Origin of the sequence: Sphingobacterium sp. LZ11T8, from assembly GCF_024261425.1 — a bacterium.
Lineage (GTDB): Bacteria > Bacteroidota > Bacteroidia > Sphingobacteriales > Sphingobacteriaceae > Sphingobacterium.
In genome coordinates, this window is sequence record NZ_JANBZY010000007.1 from 145,882 (window position 1) to 169,470 (window position 23,589).

A 23,589-nucleotide genomic window follows, 5' to 3' on the forward strand; every position below is an offset into this window, starting at 1 on the left:
TCTTATTTTAAATAGATATCAAACTCTGCTACTGAAAATTCTTTCCCCTCACTTAATATTTCTTTCGGGATAAACCGTATATAATGAGCTTCATGGGCAGTATCAAAATTGATATTCTGTTCCGTTGCATTGGCTCGAATATTGGAAAATTCCCCTATGGCTGCCGTCTTCCACTCTTTTCCATCAATACTGGTCTGTACTTCATATTTGGAAGGAATTCCATTGATTTTGCGATCCTGTCTAGGCATATAGCTCATTCCTAAGACCTGTTCTGTTTTTGGCAAACGGATTTCAACGAATTTTTGATTGCTTAAGATAGTTTCCCAAACAGTCTTGTCATTGTTGTCAGATGCCAGTTTTACATTTTTATCAGCAGAAATAATCGTGATCTGATCCTTGGCGATTTTTTTACGGTCGGCATGGTCAAATTTAAAATCAGACTTCGCTTCCTTGAACAATGCAAAGTCGCTCAATGTAGGTGCAACAGGTGCATACAGTTTCAGCCTCAATTTGCTAGCGCGGATAGGTTTCTCCAATTTGATCAGTCTGGTTGATCCGATACTGGTCGCTGAAGCCAATGGTTTCCAATTATCATCCGACCAAACTTCTACCTGAACACTATCCAAACGCTGTCCCAATTTGATATTTTCGCGCAATCTAATGAGGTCAAACTCTTGATCATGGGCCAGATTGATTTCTATGGTAGGATTCAGCACATCATCGTCCGAGGCATAATAAGTATACCTATCGTTGTCAAATAGATTTTTCTCGGAGAACTTTGCATGGTTTTCTCTTATATTACTCGCTTTTGCTGTAGCACCAGCGGCTAAATTATCAGCGAAGGTTGACTTTAATTTTTCTCCAAAAGCAGCCAGTGATTTCACATCATTATCATGTAGGAGACCATTTGGCATTGGCGCCAATCCAAGGTTCATATTGCCACCACGTCCCACTGATTTCAAATAAATTTCAAACAGTTGATTTGGTGTTTTCACCTTTTCGTTTTGGTCCTCATGATAGAACCAACCTGGTCTTTGGGGAACATCACATTCCGCAGGAATCCAGAATTCACCATTACGGTCACCGGATGGCAAATTGGAATCATCGACTTCACCAGGAACAGCTGGTTTACCAGGGGTTTTGCTCTTCGGAGTCAGGGTTGCCCAACTGGTTTCTGCAGCAAAACCTTTTTCATTTCCTACCCATCTCATATCTGGGCCAACATCCGAGAATATCATCGCCATGGGCTGAAGTTTTCTCACAATAGGCCAAGTCTTTTCATGCCACTCGTAATAGGTGGTACGGTCAATGGTCCGTTTTTCATTTTTTCCGCCATAATAGCCATCTCCCCCGTTTGCACCATCGTGCCACGAAGTGAACAATGGGCCATAGTTGGTCATTAATTCTGTAAGCTGCTCACGATATGCATCTGCATAGGCTTTGGTGCCATATCGTGTATCATTTCTATCCCAAGCAGAAAGGTAAACACCGAATTCAAGGGCATTGTCATGCGAGGCTTGCATAAATTCTTTGACCATATCCCCTTTTCCATCACGCCAAGGTGAACTGGCTACACTGTATTGGGTCGTTTTAGTAGGCCATAAACAAAAGCCATCATGGTGTTTTGCAACTGATATCAATCCCTTGAAGCCTCCTGCCGCTGCAGCTTTGGCAATTTGGTTGGCATCGAACTTTGTCGGATTGAATATTTTTGGATCGGCATCACCGAAGCCCCATTCTTTATTCTGGAAAGTTGTCGGAGTAAAGTGAATCAGGGTGTACAATTCCATTTCATGCCATTTCAATTGTCTTTCACTAGGCAGGACACCGTAGGGTTTAGGCTCGGTCTGTCCAAAGGAAAGCAAAGGGCATAGTAACACCAAAGAAAGTAGGTTAGATCTTTTCATAAACGCGCTTAAAATAAACCCTCAAGATACAGAAAACTGCATAGAATCATGGGGAAAATTCGTTTTTTGATGTAATTTATTTAAAACAATAAGGATTTTTCATTAAACAATCGATTTCGTTGATAAACCAACAGCAGCCAATTGTAATCATAATTAATTCATCAAAATCTATTTTGAAGGTAGAAATTGAATAACTGTGGCTCAAAAATCGGCCTGCACAAAGGTTTGCATAAAAATATTTTCAATTCAGGCTTAAAATTATCTTATTGACTTAGTGCTTTTTATTGAAAAGTGAATAAATTTGTTAATCATGAATAACGAACAATCTAAAATCATCCGCGAGCAAGCCAAACGTTCTTCATTGAGGGAGCATTCGGTACCATTATACTTAACCTCAAGTTTTATTTTTGACAGTGCTGAGCAAGGCCGTGCGGTCTTTGCTGACGAAGAAGAGGCCATGGTCTACTCTCGATATGCTAATCCTAACACTACTGAGTTCATCAACAAAGTCTGTTTAATGGAAGAGGCTGAAGCTGGATTAGCTTTTGCATCTGGAATGGGTGCAATCTTTGCCACTTTTGCAGCTTTTATCGCGCAGGGAGATCATATTGTATCTTCTAGAGCAATATTTGGTTCAACCCATCAGCTATTTACACAGCTGTTTCCACGTTGGGGAGTTACAACAACCTATGTGGATGCCATAAACCCTGAAGAATGGGAAAAAGCCATACAGCCCAATACTAAATTCATCTTCTTGGAATCTCCTTCTAACCCAGGTCTAGAACTAGTGGATCTGGAATGGCTAGGAGGTTTAAAGAAAAAATATCCAAATATCATTTTTGCAATTGACAATTGTTTTGCTACACCTTATCTACAGAAACCTCTTCCATATGGTTTCGACCTATCCATTCATTCGGCCACGAAATACATGGACGGACAAGGCAGAGTCTTGGGAGGTGTTGTAGTTGGTAAACAGGAATTAATGGACAAGATGATGTTCTTAATCCGTCACACTGGCCCAGCAATGTCTGCATTTAATGCATGGATTCTTTCAAAAAGTATTGAGACTTTGGGATTACGTATGGACAGGCACTGTTCAAACGCCCTTGCTCTTGCAGAAGAATTGGAGAAAAATGAGGAGGTTTTAGACGTGAAATATCCTTTCTTGCCATCACACCCTCAATATGAACTTGCAAAAAAACAAATGAAAGCAGGTGGAGGGATTGTGACCATTGAAGTGAAAGGTGGCAAGGAGCGTGCTTTCAATTTCTTGGATGCATTAAATATGATCCTCTATACATCCAATTTAGGTGATTCTAGAAGTATAGCGACTCACCCTGCATCTACTACCCACTCCAAGTTATCGGAAGAAGAAAGGGAAAAACTAGGTATCCGTCCCGGAACCGTCAGACTTTCCATAGGAATCGAAGATAAACAGGATATCATCGATGATATCCTTCAAGCCTTAGAAGCTTCTAAATAAACAAAAAAAACGGGAATTAAAGCCCGTTTTTTTTTGTCTGGTATTGAGATTTGAGTATTGAGAGAGAACCTGTATTAAATTTGGTCATCACCAGAGATAAAATTTCTCATAACTCAAATCTCATATATAACATCTTATACTGCCGCTAATGCTGCTTCGTAATTTGGCTCTTCTGTAGTTTCTGCGACCTGTTCAGTGTATTTCACTTTTCCGTCTTCATCTACAACGACTACCGAACGGCTTAAAAGACCTTGAAGAGGTCCATCCGTAAATTTCACGTGATACGCATTGTTGAAGTTATCGTCTTTAAAATCGGATAAGGTCACCACATTTTCCAATCCTTCAGCTGCGCAGAAACGGCTCTGTGCAAAAGGAAGGTCTTTGGAAATACAAAGGACAACGGTATTATCTAAGCCAGAAGCTTTTTCGTTGAATTGACGTACTGACATGGCACAGGTCCCTGTGTCAATACTTGGGAATATATTAAGGATTACTTTCTTTCCTGCAAAGTCTTTCAATGATTTTTGTGATAAATCACCAGCTGTAAGTGTGAAGTCAGGAGCAACCTCACCTACTTTAGGTAGGTCTCCACCGGTATGCACTGCATTACCTTTAAATGATACTTGAGCCATATTTATTTTTTTTATCTGTTTATATTGAAAACCAATATACCTTAATTATGTTTTGATTAAAAACGATAAGCACTCTTTTATCGAATCTTGACAATTAGTTTATAAATATTTATCAATTAATTTATAATAATTAATAGAATTTTACTATGTTAGCATATCAAATTAAATTTGAAAAACGCTAATCAATAATTACTATGAAACGATTATTACTCAGTTTGTTATTAGCTTCCCCTACGCTTTTGTTTGCACAGGGCTCCCAAGTTAATACCCAGAGCCAAAAAGCGGTGGGTATGGCTGGTGCAGGATCTGCACTTTTTATCGATGAAACTTCCATCGTATACAACCCTGGAGCATTGGTGAAAATGGAGAACAATGGGGTACAAATAGGTGGTAGCGCCATCATGTACAGGTCTGCTTTCCAGGAGGCTGGCAGCCCAGATGTACACCATACAAAATTTCAAATATCCCCACCTTTTGGTGCTTATGCCACTTTTGGTCCTAAAGGATCCTGGTGGAAAGCGGGTATTGGTGTATATACTCCCTTTGGTGGTGGAGTTGATTGGGGAACGGAATGGCCAGGTAAATTTTCATTGACGCATCTATCCATGCGTGCAATCTATATCCAACCTACAATTAGTTTTAAATTGACCGATCAGTTCTCTATCGGTGGTGGATTTGTTTACAACATCGGTTTGGTGGATTTAGGAAGAGCTCTTCCAGTTTTCTATCCGGATGGAAGAACAGGTCAGGCTACTCTGAAAGGAACTGGAACTGGTATGGGTTATAATTTAGGTGTTCACTACACGCTTGATGAAACCTTTGCTCTATCCTTAAACTACCGTTCAAAAGTTGTTACAAAACTGAAAGGTGGAGATGCCACATTTGAAGTACCAAATGCTTTGGCAGCCAACTTCCCGAATGGCAAATTCGACGCTGAATTACCTCTACCAGGTTCATTCAATGTCGGTATCACTTTCCCATTATCGGATAAAGTGGATGCAGCAATCGATGGATCCATTATCAATTATGACATCTACAAAGAATTGGTATTTGATTATGAAAACAACACCCCTGTATTGCAGGATACCCGTTCAGAGAAAAAATATCAAAATGCCTTTTCAGGAAAAGCTGGTCTGAACTATGAGGTGAATGACAAGCTTGATCTTCGCCTTGGGGCTGGATATGTCTACACACCGGTTCAAGCTAAATATGTTTATCCAGAAACGCCGGATAATAACCGTGTAATGGCGGCAGGAGGTGTAACCTATAAGTTTTCACCAAACTGGCAGATGTCAGCAGCTTATGTTTTCCAAAAGATCTTGAAGAGAACAACTACCAATGCTGAAACGCAATTGAGAGGAACGTATGAAACCAATATTCATGCTCCAGGTATTTCTGTTTCTTATTACTGGTAGTCCTTAAATTATGAAAACAATGAAAAAGAACTTTAAACTCTATATCGGACTTGCAATTTTAGGATTTGCGAGTTCATGTGCCCCGTCTTTGGATGAACTGGAAACCAGCAAAGGAACAGCTGATTTCTCAAAATTCATTGCCGTGGGTAACTCTTTGACTTCTGGATATGCAGACAACGGCCTTTATCTTGAAGGACAAAAAGTGGCATTCCCTAATTTGATGGCTGAGCAGTTTAAAACTGTTGGTGGCGGTGAATTTACTTCCCCTTTCTTCAGTCAGGAACAAGCAAATGGTTCAGGTTATATCCAATTGAAGTCTTTGGTTGATGGCAATCCAGTGATGGAGCCTGTGACAACCAATTTGGCAATCCGTGGAAAAAGCCCTAATGGTGGTCCATTATACACAAAACATACAGAGCCTATTCAAAACTTAGGAGTACCGGGTATGCGCCTGGATATGTCCATGGCTCCTGGAATTGGTACTGTTATGGGAAATCCTTATTTCGAAAGGTTATTACCTGATGGCACTCCTCAAACATTGAAGTATGTGGAATATGCGGCTTCTCATGAACATACGTTCTTCTCCTTCTGGTTAGGAAATAATGATGTTTTAGGCTATGCAACCAATGGTGCTGCTCCATCACAAGATCCAACAAAGAAATTATTGGATTTGGCAACTTTTGATTTTGCTTACAATACTTTTGTCAATGCACTGACTCAAAATGGCTCAAAAGGCGTTGTGGCGACTATTCCAGACGTTACGACTATTCCTTTCTTGAACACCGTAACTACAGCTCGCCTAAATGCCGCAGTGGAAGCTGCTTCTCAAGGTAAAGCTAAAAATGTATTCATCGCAACTAAAACAGGACCTAGAATGGCTACTGATGCCGATCTATTTGTGCTGACCTTCCCTACTACTTTATTGGGCAAGCCAAATGAGCAACAGATTCCTTACGGTATGCATCCATTGAACCCTATTGAGGATCAATACGTGTTGGATAAAGCTGAGGTAACTGAAGTTTCAGGGCGTGTAAAAGCCTTTAATGATAAGATTAAAGCGATCGCTGAATCGAAACAACTTGCTGTTGCTGATGTTCATGCTTTCTTAAACAAGGTGAAAGCAGGATACAACTACAATGGTGTTCACATTTCAGCAGCATTTATTACTGGAAACGCTTTCTCTTTGGATGGGGTTCACCTTACTCCAATGGGAAATGCTATCGTAGCAAATTTATTTATCGACGCTATCAACGCCAAGTACAAGGCAAAAGTACCTAAGGTTGATATCAGTTTATATCGAGGTGTAAAATACCCGAACTAAAAAACAATAAACCCCCAAAAGATTTGGGGGTTTATTGTTTTTTATCCGATCCTTAAGGGCATTCAATCCTCTTGAATGTCTATAATATGTAGTCTTTGTCTGTTCCTTTTTCGTCTTGAATGGATTTTGACTACCTTTAAAGTAATAAATCAAAAAACATGAAAGTACATATTAAAAGACAGAATCAAGCGGTACACTTCGAGGCATCCAGCGAACTTTCCCCAGTAACAGTTCATGTAGACGGCCCAGAATCAATTGGAGGCGAAGGCAAGGGCGTTAGACCGATGGAATTGGTATTGATGGCTCTAGGTTCGTGCAGTGCGTTTGATTTAACGACTATCTTGCAGAAACAACGTCAGGACATTCAAGATATACAAGTTGATGTGGAAGGTGAGCGTAGAGAAGAGATTCCTAATATCTTCACTAAGATCCATATTTCCTTCAAATTGAAAGGTGAGATCGATGAAGCTAAAGCCCAAAAGGCAGCCGAACTGGCCGTAAAGAAATACTGCTCGGTACATGACATGCTAGTGAACGGTGGTATTGAAATCACCTATAGCATCCAGATTAACTAATCCTGATTATTTAAGCACCAATTTAGAAGGGAATACCACATCCTGTGGTTTGTTGGTATATTCTTTCTTATCTATACAATCGAACAATATCTCGGCAGCTTTTTGAGCTTGTTTTTCAGGGTATTGTTCGATACTTCCCATTGGCGGATTATCCATATATTTCCATAAAGGATAATTTGCATAGCTAATGAAAAACATATCCTGATTGAGAACAATGCCTCTTTGTTTGGCATAGCGGATAAGATCCAAAGTCACGAAGTCATTAAAGGAAACAACGGCAGATGGTCGATCAGCTAAGGAGCAGATTTTATCCATTGCCTCTTCATTTCCATGTTCCGTAAGGTCAGTATTGACAACAAAGCTTGAGTCTGCACCGATACCCTTCTTTTCCAGGGCATTTTGAAAGGCTTCTGCCCTTTCCTTTGATGCTAATAATGATTCAGGGCCATTGATCAGGGCAATTTTTCTATGCCCACGGTCTACGAAAGCTTCGATTGCTTCGATCATACCAGAGGCAAGATCGCTATATACCTTATGGACATGTTCTAGGTCGGGAACACAGTCAAAAAACACAATTGGGATTTCCGTTTTGGCAAGTAATTCCAAAAAGTCGGTATCACCAGTATTTTTACTCATGGAAATTAGGATTCCATCTACCCTATGCTTTTTGAAAGTCTGTATTATGTTCAGTTCCCTGTTTTCATCATCCAGGGATTGGCCAAGAAGCACGGTATATTTCTTTTCTTCGGCAACATTTTCGATCACACTGATGGCTTCAGAGAAAAAAGGTTCAGATAGTTTGGGCAGAATGACACCGATCGTAAAGGTCTTGCGTTGTTTAAAGAAAATAGCAGTTTGATTAGGCTCATAAGCCATTTCTTCAGCCATTTTCTTCACGCGCATAGTCGTGACCAACCCAATGCTTGGGTGATCATTCAATGCCCTAGACACAGTAGAAGGAGAAATCTTCAGTTTCCTTGCGATTTCTTTGATCGTGGTTGGTTTATTTCCTGCCATGCATCAAAGTTAATAATTATATAATGATAAATTAGTCCTTTATCATATTACGACGTGGTATTTTGTTCAATTCACGTGTAGTTCTGTTCACTGAACTTCGAACAGCAACAGTTCTGCTGCTAGCCTTAGATCCAGGTCCAATCAGGATATTCAAGGCTCTGCGGGTCATATCTTCGCTTGGATCTCCAAACTCTTTGTAGAAGTTATCAAAAACATTCGGATAATCCGCAGGGATACCATCCCAGTAGTCTGTATAATTAGCTGCATTGATGATTTTGAATGAGGCTGCCCAAAGTCCAACTTTTCCAAGGATATCCTCTCTATAAAATCCGACTGGCTTACCATAGGTCGAAGCATCAGAACCAACAAGCTTAACATCCATATAAGGTTTCAAAGCAGAGATCACAATCTCACTCGCTGAAGCAGTATAATCACTCACCAAGAATACGACCTGTTGGATTTCAAGATTTCCATTATCCTTAACAAAGATTTCATCTTCAAATTCAGGATCACCCTTATCACGATCTCTTTTTAGGTTTTTGTTGAGGTCATATTTAAACATCACCTTTCCATTTCCTGATGAATTGATGATTTTATTGAGCAGATGGATTGCGGAACTCACATATCCCCCTCCATTATATCGTAAATCCACAATTAGCTTGGTCACATTTTGGCTTGCGAAAACCGCAAAAGTGGAGTCGATCCCTTTTTTCATTTTGCTATCCGAGACACCTGACTTAAGTTCCTCAAAAGAGGATAGACCAATATAACCGGCTTTTTTTCCATTCTCTGTAAACACTTTACCTAATTGGAATGGCTGAATATCATAGGAAGTATAATTCAGATTATAGGTCTTTTGTACGTGTTGGGCATTTTCAGTCTTAATGCTCAGGGTATTTCCTTCTATATATTCATCCACCTTGGTTTTATTGGAATACACCATTTTCTTGTCACCCTGCATTTCAAGGACTTTATCGCCCCTTTTGATACCAACCGCAGCCCCAGGGGAACCACCTTCTACAAAGTAGACAAACAAGCTATCTCCACGACTTCCATCAAACGCCATATATAAGCCATATCCATCCGCTAAATCAGCCATTGCTGCGGCTTTGGAATCCGAACCGATATCTTCAATCCAAGAAAAGCGATCTAAAGGTCCATTGTAGGTGGGATGATACTTATAGTCCATCTTTTTAGGCGTGAGCCCCATTAGATAACTCAAAAGGTCATCTGCATCAGTATATTTATCTGTTAGACTGGAAATAGGATTTGCAACTGGAATGGAAGACTCCCAATAGGATGAATATTTATATTTAGAGTAAACACTATCTAACACCTCCTGATCAATGGTTCTGTCACCACCAGGTCTTGGTGGAGGGGTAATATCATTAAGATCCTTTTTACAACCGAATATGGAAACCAAGGTCAAAAGCACCAATAGTTTACTGAGAATAGCGTTTTTCATTTATAATATTAAGTAATATCGAAGCATGCAAAGATGATTCCAATAATTGACTTCCAAATTCGAAAAAAGATTAATCAACCTTTGGTATACTTCGAAGTTTCAGGTCCGGAAACTTGTACATATTATTACGATGATCGTTCAATTCCGGAACTTTTATCTCTCTAGCTCCTTCAAGACCAGTTTTTGTTGTCCTGCTAGATGCCCTTGCCCCCGCTCCTGTTCCGGTAATATCCGAGATGGCGGTAGCCAATAAAGCTTCTCTCTCATCCCCTAATTCTGTGAAGAAACCATCCGCAGCATTGGTGATCTTTCCTTTTAACCCATCGAAGTAATCTCCAAAACCATCTTTATTGAGCATTTGGAAAGAAGTAATATAAAGATCTGCATAGCCATGTACCACTGGATACCCAAAAAAGCCGACCGGTTTGCCGTAGGTGCCTTTTCCATTGGTCGTAATGATCTGCACATCCATATAAGGTTTCAATACATTCATCACCAATTCACTGGCAGAAGCGGTTCCGGTAGTTCCTAAGAAGTAGACTCTTTGTAGGTTCAGGGCATTGGTCTTATTGAAGTTCACAGAGCGGAATGGAGCTTTAGGATTAGTTTCATCATCCCAACCCCATTCTTTCAGATTCTTATTGATCTTATAATCATACATTTTACCTTTTGAACCAGCTGTTGGTACCAAAAGGTTTGACATCATTTCAGCTGTTGAAGTTGAACCTCCTCCGTTATATCTTAAATCTATGATCAACTCATTCACGTTGGCCGTTTCAAATTCCTTGAATGCATTTGTCATGGCTGTATGGTAGCCATTTGGGCCAGATTCACTGAACACATTAACAAAAGAAGTATAAAAGATGTACCCAATTTTCTTACCATTGATTGTGAATATCTTTTTGACTAAGATTGGGTCGATATTATAAGCCCCACCAGAAACCGATACGGTTTTGGTGGTCGTTTCACCCGGTGCTTGAACCACCAAATTCAAGGTCTCCTTGCCTTCTACAACTTTATAGTAGTTTTCGATTGCCTTTTGTTCACTCTTGTTATAGTCCAGATTGCTATCACCATTGATGCTCACGATGCGCATTCCACGTTTTAATCCAGCCTTCTCACCTGGAGAATTCTTTTGCACATACTTGACATACATATTGGCTTCCCCATTGTTCTGGTTGCTGACCGTAATGAAAATAGGCACAATACCAGTTTCTTTATGGACACCTTGTTGAATTTCCTCACTAACGGTGCCTTCACGGTCAACAAAACTAAAGCGATCTTCAGGAGCACTTCGTTTCAGTGCCGCCAGAACTCCTTCGGCATCCTGATAGGCATTCGTAAATGCTTTAAGGTCAGGTTGGCCTTTAGAATCGACTTTGGGCTGTGGGAGTTGATCTTCCCAGAGGGAAAGCGCCAAGGAGTAATAGTAAGTGGAGTCTCTTAAGAGAATTTCTTTGTCAGGATCTCGACCATCATCGGATGGTTGAACCGGGTCTTTTTTACAGCTAGCTCCAAAAAGCAATGAAAGCAGTAAAAAAGGAAGAACAAATCTTTTCATCATAACCTAGCTATATTGTCTTCAATGAAAATCAAATCACTCTGTGTTACATGATTTTCTGAAGCAATATAGTTAAATGGTTCAATATTTCTGAAATTTAACTCATCGATAAAATAAATTTTAACATTTCGGTCAAAACCTTGCCAATCAAGATGTTTTAGTTTATTTAACTGTAACGCTGGATTCCCTTTGGTTAATATGGCGATCTGTCCGCCATGTTCAAGAATAGAAGCAAATAACAGCTTGATTTCATTAAACAGGAAAAGTTTCAAGGGAAGATGTCCATTCACCATTAATCGTTCTAAGTTTTCCTTATAATCGTTGCTGAAATTGAATTTTTTGGCGGTTTGCTCATATAGGTCATCCTCTCCATTTTCAAGATATTGATCTTTCATGAAGTTCACTAGTTCGGTGGAGATCGGTCTCCCTTCAGTAAACTCAACAAACTGCGAAAAAAGATAATAGATCTGCAGTAAATAGTCTTTTTTTGGAAAAAGGACATCATCTATTTCGAATAGATATAGTTTTTTATCGAGAGGAATATTTGAAAAATCGATCATGTTAAATTGTACAAAGCGCTAAATCATCACCATCATCTGAAATGGTAAACAAACCAGAAACTTCCGATTCTAATTGACGGTCTGAAATCAGGCTTTTACCATCTAAAACCAATAATAATTCCACTACCGAAGGTGGATTCTCCAAAACGTACAGCTCTGTCAATGCCTCTTTAGAGGGAGAGAGCAATTGAATTCCATATTCTTCAAAAAGGATTTTGGACTCCGCCAACACATTGATCTCGTTCAGGCCTAGAGGCAGTAAATAATTCACCTCCTTATCAAGACAGAGTTTCAAAAGTTCATGGGCGTATGTTGGGTTTGCTGCCGTCGGAATTTTTTTAAAATTAGCTTCTAAAAAGCTGGGCACTTCTTCAGAAGTTGCGAAAATAACCTCAAATTGATTGTTCAGCATTTTGGAAAGTCTTTGGGCCAATGGCCGTGTTCCAAAAGTTATCAGGAGCTTTTGCATATTAATAGATTAAACCGTCTCTCATATGGATCGTACGATCCGAAATTCTCGCTAGTTCCTCATTGTGGGTGACAATGACAAAGGTCTGTTGCATTTTATCCCTTAGATCAAAGAATAATTGATGTAGGGCAGTCGCATTTTCCGAGTCTAAGTTTCCTGAGGGCTCATCAGCAAGGATGAGGGTAGGATTATTGATGAGCGCTCGAGCTACCGACACCCTTTGTTGCTCTCCCCCAGACATGGCCGAAGGTTTATGGTGAGCTCTATGGGCAACCCCAAGAATATCCAAGAGTTCCAAAGCTCGATTCTCAACAGCTTTTTTATCCTGACCAGCGATGAAACCAGGTATGGAAACATTTTCCAGGGCAGTGAATTCAGGAAGAAGGTGATGAAATTGAAAAACAAAGCCTATGTGTTTATTTCTGAAATCACTCAGTTTTTTTTCATTCAAGGCAAAAACGTCCTCACCCTCGATCAGTACGGTCCCTTGATCGGGTTTGTCCAATGTACCGATGATATGGAGCAAGGTACTCTTACCGGCACCGGAAGCTCCCACGATGGAAACAATCTCTCCTTTACGGACAGAAATACTGACACCCTTGAGAATTTCAAGGTCGCCATAAGACTTAAAAATGTTATTTGCCTTTAAGATCATACTGCGAAAATAACAAAAAACAAAAACAACTTGCCGCCCAAGCGATATAATAAATAGTTAGGCGTAACAAAGGACAATTTAATCGTAATAATAACTTGACCCTTACGAATAAATACGCTATTTTTACAGCAAATTTTTTTATCAATGAACATTCACGAATATCAAGGAAAAGAAATACTTAAGAGTTTCGGAGTAAGAGTACAAGAAGGTATTGTTGCTGAAACCCCAGAGCAAGCTGTTGAAGCTGCTAAGAGAATGAAAGAAGAATTCAACTCGGATTGGGTTGTGGTAAAAGCACAGATCCATGCGGGTGGCCGTGGTAAAGGTGGTGGTGTGAAATTAGCTAAGAACCAAGATGAAGTATTGCAACGCGCAACTGACATCATTGGAATGCAGTTAGTAACTCCACAGACTGGTCCAGAAGGTAAAAAAGTTAATAAGGTTTTGATCGCTCAGGATGTTTATTATCCTGGTGACAGCGAAACCAAAGAATTCTACATGTCTGTATTGTTAGACCGTGCTACTGGTCGCAACATCATTATGTACTCTACAGAAGGTGGTATGGACATCGAAGAGGTTGCTGAAAAAACTCCACACCTTATTTTCAAAGAAGAGATCGATCCAAAAGTAGGTCTTCAAGGTTTCCAAGCTCGTAAAATCGCTTTCAACTTAGGCCTTTCTGGTGCTGCGCACAAGGACATGGTTAAGTTTGTTGCTGCATTGTACAAAGCTTACGATTCAATTGACGCATCTATGTTCGAAATCAACCCTGTTTTGAAAACATCTGATGATAAAATCCTAGCGGTTGACGCGAAAGTGAACTTGGATGAAAACGCTTTATACCGTCATCCAGAAATCGCTGCTTTACGTGACATTACAGAAGAAGATCCTACTGAAGTGGAAGCTGGAGAATTCAACCTTAACTACGTAAAACTTGATGGAAACGTAGGATGTATGGTAAATGGTGCTGGTTTAGCAATGGCAACTATGGACATCATTAAAATTGCCGGTGGTGAGCCTGCAAACTTCCTAGATGTTGGTGGTACTGCAAACGCTGAAACTGTAAAAGCTGGTTTCAACATCATCTTAAAAGACCCTAACGTAAAAGCTATTTTGATTAACATCTTCGGTGGTATCGTTCGTTGTGACCGTGTTGCTCAAGGTGTTATCGATGCATACAACGAAATTGGAAACATTCCTGTTCCAATTATCGTACGTCTACAAGGTACAAACGCTAAAGAAGCTAAAGAATTAATCGACAATTCTGGCCTAAAAGTGTACTCTGCAATCTTATTGAAAGAAGCAGCTGAACTTGTAACTAAAGTATTAGAAGAAGGAAAGTAATACTTTCCATAAAAAAAGCGGGCTTTTCTCAAGAAAGCCCGCTTTTTTTTATGGAGTATTTAGTATTAAGTGTTTAGTAGTTAGACCTATTGCTTGTTTTCAGATTTGTAGCTTTGAAGTCTATATCAAAGTAAAACTACCAATAACAATACACTAAATGCTTTGACAAGATATATTATAACATTTCCGTCATAATCCCTCAATATCGAGCCCTACCCCAATCTAAATACGAAATACTAACTACTAAATACTACTTTTGTACCATACAATAAAACAAAAAACTATGACAACATCTACTTCAGATATTTCTCGCGAAAAGTCGGCGAAGTTATTTGAAAAAGCCAAGGAATTCTTTCCTGGTGGTGTAAACTCTCCTGTTCGTGCATTTAAATCAGTATATGGAACTCCATTGTTCATTGAGCGTGGTGACAAGGCCCATTTATGGGATGCTGATGGCAATGAATTTATTGACTATTGTTGTTCTTGGGGTCCTTTGATCCTGGGCCACAATACGCCAGAAATCCGTGAAGCCGTGCAAGAGCAATTAGGTAAAGGTTTGAGTTTTGGAGCTCCTACAGCGCTTGAAAATGAATTGGCAGAACTTATCCTTAGCAACAACAAAAAGATTGAAAAAATCCGTTTTGTAAGCTCAGGGACAGAAGCTGTCATGTCTGCAATCCGACTTGCCCGCGGATATACAAAAAGAGACAAAATCGTAAAATTCGAAGGCTGTTACCATGGCCATTCGGATTCTTTATTGGTTAAAGCGGGATCAGGTCTTGTCACCTTCGGTGAAACCTCTTCAGCAGGGGTGCCTAAAGCTTTTGCAGATGAAACTATTGTCATCGCATTGAATGATAAAGAAGCCCTTAAAAAAGTATTTGCAGATTTTAAAGATCAAATTGCAGCGGTTATTATTGAAGGTGTTCCTGCAAATAATGGCTTGTTGATACAAGATAAAGATTACATCCATTTCTTGAGAGATATTACCAAAGAGAACGGTGCATTATTGATCATGGATGAGGTAATCACTGGATTCCGTCTGGGTTTTGAGGGTGCTTCCAAATATTATGATATCCAACCGGACATTTTGACCTATGGAAAGATTATCGGTGGTGGTATGCCGGTAGGTGCTTATGGTGCCTCTAAGGAACTGATGGGCTGTATTTCGCCAGATGGTTCGGTATACCAAGCTGGAACCCTATCTGGTAATCCGGTTGCCATGGCAGCTGGTATTGCAGCTTTGCAGATCCTTGTACAACCTGGTTTCTATGAAAAACTAGAAAAAACAACCCAAGAATTCGTAACTGAACTTCGTTCCTTCATTAAAGAGAATGGTTTTGAGGTTTCCATTACGACAATTGGTTCCATTTTCTGGTTTGCCTTTACTGACAAGGAAAAAATCCAACGTGCAGATGAAATTGATCCAGCATCCATGGAAAAATACAAAGTGATGCATAGGGAATTATTGAATAGAGGAATCTATTTCGGTCCTTCCGGCTATGAAGTTGGCTTTATCTCGGCTGCACATACAGAAGATGACCTTAAGAAAACACTTCTCGCGCTAAAAGAAGCTTTACAGATTGTATTTCAATAAAAAATAAACAATTTACCGTTATATTTGTTTAAGTAACATAACAAATTCGACTAAATTTTAAATTAAGTGATGAGAACATTCAAATCAGCATTAGCAGTATTAACTGCAACAGCGGTACTCGCTTCATGCAATAACCCGACAAAAAATCAAGAAGGAGAAGTCAAAGATTCTACAGCATTAGCTGACACAGTTGGTGCAATCGCAGTGAACCCTCTTCAACATGCGAAAGACTTCCCAGGAGCAACTTTGAAAATCGCTTCATTAACTTCTGAAAAAGTAGGAACAGACTCTGCAAAGATTACAGTTAAATATGATGTTCAGAACTTTAAATTAACTGAGCAAACTGAACATGAGCACCACATGGCGAATTCCCATGATGGTCAACATATCCACTTTATTTTGGATAACACGCCATATGTAGCTTTGTATAAACCAGAACATACATTTACAGTACCAGTTAATTCTGAGCACTATTTAATGTCTTTCTTGTCTCGTTCATTCCACGAGTCCCTAAAAACTGCTGACGCTTCCAAATTAGTGAAGTTCAAAGTAGAAGCTGACGCTAAAATCGCGGAGCTTCCTACTCCTACAGAACCTTCTTTGTTCTACAGCAGACCAAAAGGTGATTACAAAGGTGAAGAAACTAAAACTTTATTGTTAGACTTCTTCGTATCTAATGCAACATTAGGTGCAGATAGCTATAAAGTAAAAGCTAACATCAATGGTCAAGATTTCACTTTGGACCAATGGGTTCCTTACGAAATCCTGAACCTGCCTCTAGGCGAAGCAACTGTTAAATTGACTCTAGTTGATAAAGACGGTAATGCTGTAACTGGAGACAATGTTTCTGTTGAAAGAAAAATCAACTTATTAGAAAAATAGGTTTTTCTAAATAAAAAGATAAGGGGCAAAACAATCATTTTGCCCCTTATCTTTTTAACCAAATATTACAATCATAAATACAAGACTAAAGAATAACAGCAACCCAATTACCTGCCATATAACTGCTGGCTCTCTATATAAGGTTCTTTCCACAGAACTACCATGAGACCTGACCAACATCGTATACTTAAACCAATCCCATATAATTAATAAAATTGAACTCAGCATCAACATTCCCGTAATGACCCATGTTCCTTTAAAATTAAGATCCACTGTTATTATGAAGATATTTGAAATCACTACAAAAAAGATTAAATTCCCTAATGCTGCAAATTTTTGCGTAAAAAGAAGGAACGCTGCTGTCAATTGCATCATCCCAATAAACTTCCAATAATTTGAAGCTTGAAATAAGGCTTCAAAGAAATATCCGATCTTGGTCTCCACCCCCAATCGAGTAAATCGTTCACCTTCAACCTTAATAATGCCAGAAGGAATAAAAGCCATACCCATCAGAAACCTTAGACCAATTATACATAATTCAACCTCTCGATTATTCCGGATCTTTTCAAAAAACACTGCCCATTTAGATTTGTTGATTTCGCCTGAACCCAGATTTTTGACTACTCCAAGTTTCATACAATGCCATATTTAGTGTAAAGTTTAATTAATTAGCCCTCGTTTAATGGCTTGTTTGACCAAACCCGCAGAAGTCTTAACACCCAACTTTTGATTTAGATTCAAGCGATGAGTTTCAACGGTACGTAAACCAATGAAAAGCTTTTCTGCAATCTCTTGGTTGGTAAATTCTTCTGCAATCAACCTTAAGATTTCCGTCTCCCTATTTGTCAATGGGATATCGTGCATTGATCTTTTATGTCCAAAGATACTCTCTTGCAACAGGGAAGATTTCAATCTTTCATCGATATAATTCTCTCCTTCCGCAACCTGAAATATAGCCTCAATAATGGTCTGTCGATCTGCATTTTTAAGTAAATACCCCTTTGCCCCATTTCTCAAAATCTGTTTGATATAATGAGATTCATCAAAACTACTGAAGGCAATAATTCTTAGTTCTGGATAAGTTTTCAAAACACTATAGGCCAGATCTATTCCACTTATCCCTGGCATTTGAATATCCATTAGTAAAATATCTGGACTACTTTCCTGTAATTTATTATTAAGTTCATCTGCAGTTTGTACTACAAGAACCACTTGAATCCTCTGCTCCGAGGATAACATCGAGATTAAGCCATCAAGAACCACTTTATGGTCATCAATTATCGCAAGCTTTATATTTTCCATAATATTAAATATGCTGACTGTTGATATTAAATTCTAAATAAACACCTAGACCCTTTCCTGGTCGGTTTTCGTATTCCAATTTCCCATCCATTGCGGCAGCTTGTTTTTGAAATCGCTGTAAACCAACTCCCTCTTGGTCCACCGCATCAAAATTGATCCCCTTGCCATTATCCTCAACTGTCAAAAATATACTGTCATGATGCTTGTTGATCTGAACTAATACCAGAGAGGCTCCAGCGTGCTTCATCGCATTGTTCAGCAGTTCCTGGATCATGCGATATACCGCCAATTCAAATCGCTCATCATAACGGCCAATTTCTCCCCAACTATCAAATTGAACCTGTAAGCTATGGCTGTTTATTTTATTACAATATTTTCTAATAGCTTCAACCAATCCTTTCTGAAGCACAATATCGGGCATAAGGTTATGTGAGGTCTTCCTAATTTCATCGGTAGCATCTGTTAGCAATTGTAGGCCTAATTGATAATTTTCCAGATTACAGGTATATTCCTTACAGGTCTTAAAAGATTGAAACTGCATCTTAGATGCTGTCAACATGCCGGCTACTCCATCATGCAACTCTTTCGCTATTCGAATGCGTTCCTTCTCCTCGCCCTCCATGAAGGCCTGTAATTGTTGAAGTTCTTTTTCCTTCTCATTTGCAACAGTTTGTAAAGCAAATTGCTTCCTCTTGTTATAAATAAAGAAGACCGCGAAAATCAAGAGCATCAAAAAAATGATGGCTGTAGTTATTGAAATTAAAAAATACTGTCGGTTCTTTTGAATGGTAACTTCCTGTTCTACAAGATCCAATTTCTGCATGGATAGCTCTTTTTCCTTTTGGGCAGTTTCATACTTGATATGCATTTCATTGGCCTCAAGTTTGGTCTTTTCATTCAATGTACTATCATTCAGCGAGGCATATTTGGTATAGTAATGTAAAGCTGATTTATAATCATTCACCTGACTATAGACCGATGAAAGGCCCTTATAGATATCATCCAATTGCAGAACGGTTCCACTTTTCAATGCGATTTTTTCAGAATTTTTATAAAAATGAATGGCATTTTCTGGATCCTTTTTTAATCTGTATCCATCTGCCACCGCAAGGTTACCAATGAGTAAATATTGGGTTTCATTAAGTTGTGAAGCATGGTAGATAATTTGCTGACCGTGATAGATTAATTCATCAGGTTTCTTCCATTCTTGATAAAGTTGTGTAAAAGCATTATGGGCAAGGGAGTACTCAAAATGGGCCCCAAATTTCTGCGCCAATGCCAAAGCTGCCTGTGCATGTTTCAACCCCTCTGGAAACTTCTTCAGAGCTGCATAACAATTTGTAAAACCAAGATTCGATGTGATTAAGTTTGATGTATCTTTCCGAATTATAGCCAAATCCCTAGCTTTTTTAAAATAAATAAGCCCTTTCTCTATCTCTTCCAAATTGTAATATAGTGCACCCATAATATTATAGGCATTCAGTATGAGATTACTTTTATTGCTACCCTCCAACATTTTTATGATTTTTTGCTGCAATTCAATTTCTTTTTCCAACTTCCCTAATCGACCATTCAATGCAGCAATATTCACGTAACATCGAATGATATTTTCCTTTGCACCAACTTTTTCAAAATGCTTTATTGCTGTTTCAAAATTTTCAATGGAAAGACTGTCCAATGCGTCCCGAGCATTGATAAAACCAATATTGAACCATGCAATTCCACTCCAGTATTCATTCTTCAATTTCTTACTGAGGTCCATTTGTTTATAAACTAACCATTTGGATTGAACAGGATCATTATAGATTACCTTGTTGATATAATTATCTAATTGAACCATCTTCGTGGTATCATCCTTTAGGCCCAAAATCCTATCCAACTCCGAATTTGAGGGTGGGATATTGTCCTGAAGGATGGAAAGTATCATCCCTAGGACTAGTATCATGATTTTCATGGTATAATTGGCTGTTTCTCAGACACAAAATTAGTGAGTAGAAATTGAAATTTTATTGATTTTCAACAATTTGAAAATTATTATAGGTAGAAATATGAAAATTTAACTGCTCCTTACTCCATAGTGTGTTTTGAGCAATATTCAGTGCCAAATCCGTGTTCACTATATGTTCTTGGATATGCTCCAAGATACGCGTTGAAAGGTCGTCAAAAACAGTAAATCCATTTTGGGTTTTTCGTTGTGGGGTAAGGGCTTTGTACAACCTAATAGCCTCCTCCAATCGACCTTGTTTTGCTTTCCAATCCAAATAAACCTTCGCATAATTCTGTTTCAGCAATAAGTACCGTTTTCCGTCATATCGGATCTGCAGCTCAATGGCTTTCTTTGGGTTTTCCATTTCCATAATAATACTCGGTTCCTGCTTATGAAACACCCAAACCTTAGGAATAGCATCCAGTTCTTCCCTCAGAGTAGATTCTAATTCCATTAAATTACCGGCATAAAGTGTTGGTAAATCAGAAATATTATTTTCATTACTTTTTAGACTTCCTAACAACTGCTCTATCGCCTTGACTTGGGATATACTAATACCAGAATTTTCAAAGTCTATCCAAGAGTAGCTATTACTACTTATCGGTCCCCTTTTTTTTATGGCAATCCTAAAAGCCACAATTTGAGAAGCTTCAGAAAGCCCCAACCTATGGGTTGCCACTTGTTCCCTTAAATTCTTCTCAGCAAGAGTCATATTCCCATGCAGTTTATTGCTTTCAAAAGAGGGTATAAGGTCAGCATAAAATAGGTCCAACGTTTCGTTAATTGCTGCTAGATGTTTGTTCTTATGTTCCTCGACCAATTCATTCTTTGGATGTTGGCTTGCTGTCAAATCAATATCAGGATCTAAAACCAATAGGCTTTCCCAATGATTTATTACGGTCATAGGATCCTTTTCTTGAGCAAAGATCATTTCTGCTCCCAGCCCAAATAAGAAGTATGGCAATAAAATAATAGTTCTCATAGATTACTAGAACTTAATAAATTCAACCCTTCTATTTTTTGCTCTTCCAGCTGAAGTAGCATTATCCTCTATCGGACTTCCTTCGCCTGCCCCACTTGACCTTAACCTAGACCCAGCTATTTTATGCTTTTCTACTAAATAGTTTTTTACTGATTCTGCCCTTTGGTTAGATAATGTCAGATTCTTTTGTTCATCCCCTTCACTATCTGTGTGTCCTTTGATCTCTATATTCAGACTTGGATTATCAATAAATATTTTGGCAATAGCATCGATTGTCCCTACACTTTCTGGTTTAATATTCGATGAATTGGTGTCAAATAGAATTCCCTGTGTTACGATCTTGCCCTCTGTCAAAAATTTAGACCTTAGATCCGCCATTGCATCCGCAACCATAACATTACCTATGTAGTAACCAACTTGCTCATCCTGATAGGCAGATCCCTCTACATTAAAGCCCAAATGGTCAAAGACAACGCCCTGCGGAATGGCTACTGGAATATCATATATCTTTTCCTCGTTGAGCCAAACCCTAATTCTTTGCCCTTGATTCCAGATGGCAATATGAATTGGTTTGCCGTAAAATGAATCCAGCTTCCGATAGCCTTTTTCTTCATTCTGAAAAAACAAACTCCCTTCTTTATTTACCTTTAAGGAGATGTTGGAACTGCCTTCCTCTCCTGGTAGTATTTCAATGATCAATTCCCCCTTGGAATTATTGTTCACCAAATAATCTTTGACATTATTCTTTCCATTCAATGCCAACAAATTCAGCTGTAGCCCTGGGAAGCGATAACTATTGCCCCCTTTATCAAAATTTAGGATCAAATCAAATTCTATCGTATGGTTTACTGGCAGTGAACTGATCATTGGTGATACAAATTTTGAAGATTGATACATGCGAAGCCATTTATTTATACTGTTTTTTACATTTACAGCTTCTCCTCTATTATTGGTTGACCATTTCAAAGGGAATTCTCCAATAACATCTTCAGAAAAATCATCCGAAAAACGGATTTGGCTCCCTCTTTCGAAATCATACTTTGAGTAGCTTTGAAAACTTGAAAGACCCTTTCCAGCTTGTTCCGTCTCTCCGTTTCCCTTTTCCTTATTGCTGGGCTTATTCTCTGGCTTTGACCCTTTGTTCTTTACGGTTTCATTCTTGACAGCTTCAGTCCCTTTTTGCTCTGCTTTATCTATCCCTTTGTCAATACCTTCTTCAATCTTCTGCTCAACTTTGTTCTTCACCTTATCCTTAATCCGATTAAGGATAGATTGACCGTAGCTTATGGTCATTGTTGCCATTAGGCACACAAGTATTACTGATGTCTTTATCATAATATTAAATTTTAACAAAGCTAGCAGCGAATAAGCGACACTTTTTCGATACCTGCACGGATATAAAGAAATACGTAGTTCTACGGAAAAGACAGCAAGGACCGCCAATTTCAGTACATCTACGGAGATATAAAATTCAGGTCTGCTACTTAAAAAATGGGGAATGATTAGGCTCAAATTTGTTCCATAAATTTTAATGAAACCAAAAGTCATGAAAAACAATAAAACAAAAATTTACCTGGCAAGCCTTCTCTTGATCCTTTCAAGTTGTAATCAGGATCAAGTTGTCGAGCCAACCCCTCCTAAAAAAGGATGTACCTTATCTGTCCTAAAACAATTCGATGGATTCGGTTTAAATACCTTCGTAGGAAACCTTTATAAGGAATCTCAACTATCTTATGAGAACAAAAACTTAAAAGAAGTAATAAACTTCACACGAGGGACAAAAGACCTCATTCGACGTGTAGCGACCATAGATGGGTTGGTCAAATCAGTGTCTTTTTATGATGCAAATGAAATCCTTAAAATCAGGTATTCTTTAAATTATGCAGCTAATAGTAAAAGGATTGAAAGTGCTGAGGTTCGATATGACAATATCTCTCCTGCAGTAACTGAATCCTATTTGTTCACTTATAACAAAGATAACAAAGTTTCAGAACTGAAATTGTACTCAAACAATCTATTAATGGAAAAGATCAAATATTTCTATTCCATTGATCAAGGCAAGCAGGTCATCAAAACCGAGACTTACGAAGTCAGTACTGCAAATCCCAACCATCATTATTTATCCTCTAAAGATGAGTATCATTATGACGACAAGCATACCGGTGAAATCCACCCTGCTTTTGCCATCAACCTATACCATCAAACAAGGTTAGATTTGCTTCTCCCTGAAAGTAAAAATAACATCATGAGTTACTACCATTATCACAATACTGCTGAAGTAAATGAAGTACCTGTGCTCAAGCTATCCCAAAGTGTCAGTTTCGACCGAACAATAACCTACAATAAAGAAGAGTACCCAATAAAAATCGTTGAAAACAGATTGAATGGCTACAAGTTAGAGTATGAATTGACTTATAGTGATTGTAAATAATTAT

General features: G+C 38.7%; 21 protein-coding genes. 8 read left to right on the forward strand and 13 right to left on the reverse strand.

Features of this window, described 5'->3' with window-relative positions:
• Positions 1-2: 2 nt before the first annotated feature.
• Positions 3-1,907 (reverse strand): alpha-L-fucosidase, encoded by a 1,905-nt coding sequence (locus NLF99_RS16135; RefSeq protein WP_254529562.1) that lies wholly within the window; start codon positions 1,905-1,907, stop codon positions 3-5.
• Positions 1,908-2,217: 310 nt separating this feature from the next.
• Between NLF99_RS16135 and NLF99_RS16140 the strand changes: the two genes are divergently transcribed.
• Positions 2,218-3,390: a PLP-dependent aspartate aminotransferase family protein gene (locus tag NLF99_RS16140; protein WP_185213372.1), complete on the forward strand. Its 1,173-nt coding sequence runs from the start codon at positions 2,218-2,220 to the stop codon at positions 3,388-3,390.
• 134 nt (positions 3,391-3,524) lie between these two features.
• On the opposite strand, the gene tpx is transcribed toward NLF99_RS16140, so the two are convergent.
• Positions 3,525-4,022, reverse strand: a complete 498-nt coding sequence (gene tpx, locus NLF99_RS16145; protein ID WP_185213371.1) for a thiol peroxidase — start codon at positions 4,020-4,022, stop codon at positions 3,525-3,527.
• Between the two features lie 194 nt (positions 4,023-4,216).
• On the opposite strand from tpx, the gene NLF99_RS16150 reads away from it, so the two are divergent.
• The 3 genes from NLF99_RS16150 (at position 4,217) to NLF99_RS16160 (ending at position 7,333) form a co-directional block, all read left to right on the forward strand.
• Positions 4,217-5,437: an OmpP1/FadL family transporter gene (locus NLF99_RS16150; RefSeq protein ID WP_185213370.1), complete on the forward strand. Its 1,221-nt coding sequence runs from the start codon at positions 4,217-4,219 to the stop codon at positions 5,435-5,437.
• Between the two features lie 19 nt (positions 5,438-5,456).
• On the forward strand, positions 5,457-6,758 hold the full coding sequence (locus tag NLF99_RS16155; RefSeq protein ID WP_185213369.1) for an SGNH/GDSL hydrolase family protein: 1,302 nt from the start codon (positions 5,457-5,459) through the stop codon (positions 6,756-6,758).
• Positions 6,759-6,916: 158 nt separating this feature from the next.
• Positions 6,917-7,333: an OsmC family protein gene (locus tag NLF99_RS16160; RefSeq protein ID WP_185213368.1), complete on the forward strand. Its 417-nt coding sequence runs from the start codon at positions 6,917-6,919 to the stop codon at positions 7,331-7,333.
• A gap of 6 nt (positions 7,334-7,339) precedes the next feature.
• Here the strand turns inward: NLF99_RS16160 and NLF99_RS16165 are convergent, their stop codons facing one another.
• The 6 genes from NLF99_RS16165 to NLF99_RS16190 form a co-directional block, all read right to left on the reverse strand.
• Positions 7,340-8,350: a LacI family DNA-binding transcriptional regulator gene (locus NLF99_RS16165; RefSeq protein WP_185217686.1), complete on the reverse strand. Its 1,011-nt coding sequence runs from the start codon at positions 8,348-8,350 to the stop codon at positions 7,340-7,342.
• A gap of 31 nt (positions 8,351-8,381) precedes the next feature.
• A complete protein-coding gene (locus NLF99_RS16170; RefSeq protein WP_254529564.1) occupies positions 8,382-9,815 on the reverse strand; it encodes a S41 family peptidase in 1,434 nt (477 codons plus the stop codon).
• A gap of 70 nt (positions 9,816-9,885) precedes the next feature.
• Positions 9,886-11,379, reverse strand: coding sequence for a S41 family peptidase (locus NLF99_RS16175; protein WP_254529566.1), 1,494 nt, complete (start codon positions 11,377-11,379; stop codon positions 9,886-9,888).
• Positions 11,376-11,936: an HAD hydrolase-like protein gene (locus NLF99_RS16180; protein ID WP_185213364.1), complete on the reverse strand. Its 561-nt coding sequence runs from the start codon at positions 11,934-11,936 to the stop codon at positions 11,376-11,378. Before NLF99_RS16180 ends, NLF99_RS16175 begins: the two co-directional genes overlap by 4 nt.
• Before the next feature lies 1 nt (position 11,937).
• Positions 11,938-12,405 (reverse strand): hypothetical protein, encoded by a 468-nt coding sequence (locus tag NLF99_RS16185; RefSeq protein WP_185213363.1) that lies wholly within the window; start codon positions 12,403-12,405, stop codon positions 11,938-11,940.
• 1 nt (position 12,406) lies between these two features.
• Positions 12,407-13,060: an ABC transporter ATP-binding protein gene (locus NLF99_RS16190; RefSeq protein WP_185213362.1), complete on the reverse strand. Its 654-nt coding sequence runs from the start codon at positions 13,058-13,060 to the stop codon at positions 12,407-12,409.
• A 144-nt stretch (positions 13,061-13,204) separates the two neighbouring features.
• Between NLF99_RS16190 and sucC the strand changes: the two genes are divergently transcribed.
• The 3 genes from sucC to NLF99_RS16205 all read left to right on the forward strand — a co-directional run bounded on the left by sucC (position 13,205) and on the right by NLF99_RS16205 (position 16,883).
• Entirely contained in the window at positions 13,205-14,404 is a 1,200-nt protein-coding gene (sucC, locus tag NLF99_RS16195; RefSeq protein WP_185213361.1) for an ADP-forming succinate--CoA ligase subunit beta, read from the forward strand.
• A 283-nt stretch (positions 14,405-14,687) separates the two neighbouring features.
• The gene (gene hemL / locus NLF99_RS16200) at positions 14,688-16,001 is read left to right on the forward strand and encodes a glutamate-1-semialdehyde 2,1-aminomutase (protein WP_254529568.1); all 1,314 of its coding nucleotides are present in this window, start codon (positions 14,688-14,690) and stop codon (positions 15,999-16,001) included.
• A 69-nt stretch (positions 16,002-16,070) separates the two neighbouring features.
• Entirely contained in the window at positions 16,071-16,883 is an 813-nt protein-coding gene (locus NLF99_RS16205) for a hypothetical protein (RefSeq protein WP_254529571.1), read from the forward strand.
• A 54-nt stretch (positions 16,884-16,937) separates the two neighbouring features.
• On the opposite strand, the gene NLF99_RS16210 is transcribed toward NLF99_RS16205, so the two are convergent.
• From NLF99_RS16210 to NLF99_RS16230, 5 genes are all read right to left on the reverse strand, one after another.
• Positions 16,938-17,519 carry a hypothetical protein gene (locus NLF99_RS16210; protein ID WP_254529573.1) on the reverse strand — a complete coding sequence of 194 codons (582 nt, stop codon included), beginning with the start codon at positions 17,517-17,519 and terminating at the stop codon, positions 16,938-16,940.
• A 24-nt stretch (positions 17,520-17,543) separates the two neighbouring features.
• Positions 17,544-18,185, reverse strand: coding sequence for a response regulator transcription factor (locus tag NLF99_RS16215; RefSeq protein WP_254529575.1), 642 nt, complete (start codon positions 18,183-18,185; stop codon positions 17,544-17,546).
• Between the two features lie 4 nt (positions 18,186-18,189).
• On the reverse strand, positions 18,190-20,130 hold the full coding sequence (locus tag NLF99_RS16220; RefSeq protein WP_254529577.1) for a tetratricopeptide repeat-containing sensor histidine kinase: 1,941 nt from the start codon (positions 20,128-20,130) through the stop codon (positions 18,190-18,192).
• Positions 20,131-20,191: 61 nt separating this feature from the next.
• Positions 20,192-21,154: a hypothetical protein gene (locus tag NLF99_RS16225; protein ID WP_254529578.1), complete on the reverse strand. Its 963-nt coding sequence runs from the start codon at positions 21,152-21,154 to the stop codon at positions 20,192-20,194.
• 6 nt (positions 21,155-21,160) lie between these two features.
• Positions 21,161-22,489, reverse strand: a complete 1,329-nt coding sequence (locus NLF99_RS16230; RefSeq protein ID WP_254529580.1) for an OmpA family protein — start codon at positions 22,487-22,489, stop codon at positions 21,161-21,163.
• A 211-nt stretch (positions 22,490-22,700) separates the two neighbouring features.
• Between NLF99_RS16230 and NLF99_RS16235 the strand changes: the two genes are divergently transcribed.
• Positions 22,701-23,585: a hypothetical protein gene (locus NLF99_RS16235; RefSeq protein WP_254529582.1), complete on the forward strand. Its 885-nt coding sequence runs from the start codon at positions 22,701-22,703 to the stop codon at positions 23,583-23,585.
• Positions 23,586-23,589: the final 4 nt, after the last annotated feature.

What these genes read in the sequence shown, in the direction of transcription:
- NLF99_RS16165 (WP_185217686.1), bottom strand. Translation starts at nt 8,350, where the DNA reads ATGGCAGGAAATAAACCAACCACGATCAAAGAAATCGCAAGGAAACTG.
- NLF99_RS16175 (WP_254529566.1), bottom strand. Translation starts at nt 11,379, where the DNA reads ATGATGAAAAGATTTGTTCTTCCTTTTTTACTGCTTTCATTGCTTTTT.
- NLF99_RS16155 (WP_185213369.1), top strand. Translation starts at nt 5,457, where the DNA reads ATGAAAAAGAACTTTAAACTCTATATCGGACTTGCAATTTTAGGATTT.
- NLF99_RS16230 (WP_254529580.1), bottom strand. Translation starts at nt 22,489, where the DNA reads ATGATAAAGACATCAGTAATACTTGTGTGCCTAATGGCAACAATGACC.
- NLF99_RS16190 (WP_185213362.1), bottom strand. Translation starts at nt 13,060, where the DNA reads ATGATCTTAAAGGCAAATAACATTTTTAAGTCTTATGGCGACCTTGAA.
- NLF99_RS16225 (WP_254529578.1), bottom strand. Translation starts at nt 21,154, where the DNA reads ATGAGAACTATTATTTTATTGCCATACTTCTTATTTGGGCTGGGAGCA.
- NLF99_RS16135 (WP_254529562.1), bottom strand. Translation starts at nt 1,907, where the DNA reads ATGAAAAGATCTAACCTACTTTCTTTGGTGTTACTATGCCCTTTGCTT.
- hemL (WP_254529568.1), top strand. Translation starts at nt 14,688, where the DNA reads ATGACAACATCTACTTCAGATATTTCTCGCGAAAAGTCGGCGAAGTTA.
- NLF99_RS16215 (WP_254529575.1), bottom strand. Translation starts at nt 18,185, where the DNA reads ATGGAAAATATAAAGCTTGCGATAATTGATGACCATAAAGTGGTTCTT.
- NLF99_RS16160 (WP_185213368.1), top strand. Translation starts at nt 6,917, where the DNA reads ATGAAAGTACATATTAAAAGACAGAATCAAGCGGTACACTTCGAGGCA.
- NLF99_RS16180 (WP_185213364.1), bottom strand. Translation starts at nt 11,936, where the DNA reads ATGATCGATTTTTCAAATATTCCTCTCGATAAAAAACTATATCTATTC.
- tpx (WP_185213371.1), bottom strand. Translation starts at nt 4,022, where the DNA reads ATGGCTCAAGTATCATTTAAAGGTAATGCAGTGCATACCGGTGGAGAC.
- NLF99_RS16170 (WP_254529564.1), bottom strand. Translation starts at nt 9,815, where the DNA reads ATGAAAAACGCTATTCTCAGTAAACTATTGGTGCTTTTGACCTTGGTT.
- NLF99_RS16235 (WP_254529582.1), top strand. Translation starts at nt 22,701, where the DNA reads ATGAAAAACAATAAAACAAAAATTTACCTGGCAAGCCTTCTCTTGATC.
- NLF99_RS16140 (WP_185213372.1), top strand. Translation starts at nt 2,218, where the DNA reads ATGAATAACGAACAATCTAAAATCATCCGCGAGCAAGCCAAACGTTCT.
- sucC (WP_185213361.1), top strand. Translation starts at nt 13,205, where the DNA reads ATGAACATTCACGAATATCAAGGAAAAGAAATACTTAAGAGTTTCGGA.
- NLF99_RS16205 (WP_254529571.1), top strand. Translation starts at nt 16,071, where the DNA reads ATGAGAACATTCAAATCAGCATTAGCAGTATTAACTGCAACAGCGGTA.
- NLF99_RS16220 (WP_254529577.1), bottom strand. Translation starts at nt 20,130, where the DNA reads ATGATACTAGTCCTAGGGATGATACTTTCCATCCTTCAGGACAATATC.
- NLF99_RS16210 (WP_254529573.1), bottom strand. Translation starts at nt 17,519, where the DNA reads ATGAAACTTGGAGTAGTCAAAAATCTGGGTTCAGGCGAAATCAACAAA.
- NLF99_RS16185 (WP_185213363.1), bottom strand. Translation starts at nt 12,405, where the DNA reads ATGCAAAAGCTCCTGATAACTTTTGGAACACGGCCATTGGCCCAAAGA.
- NLF99_RS16150 (WP_185213370.1), top strand. Translation starts at nt 4,217, where the DNA reads ATGAAACGATTATTACTCAGTTTGTTATTAGCTTCCCCTACGCTTTTG.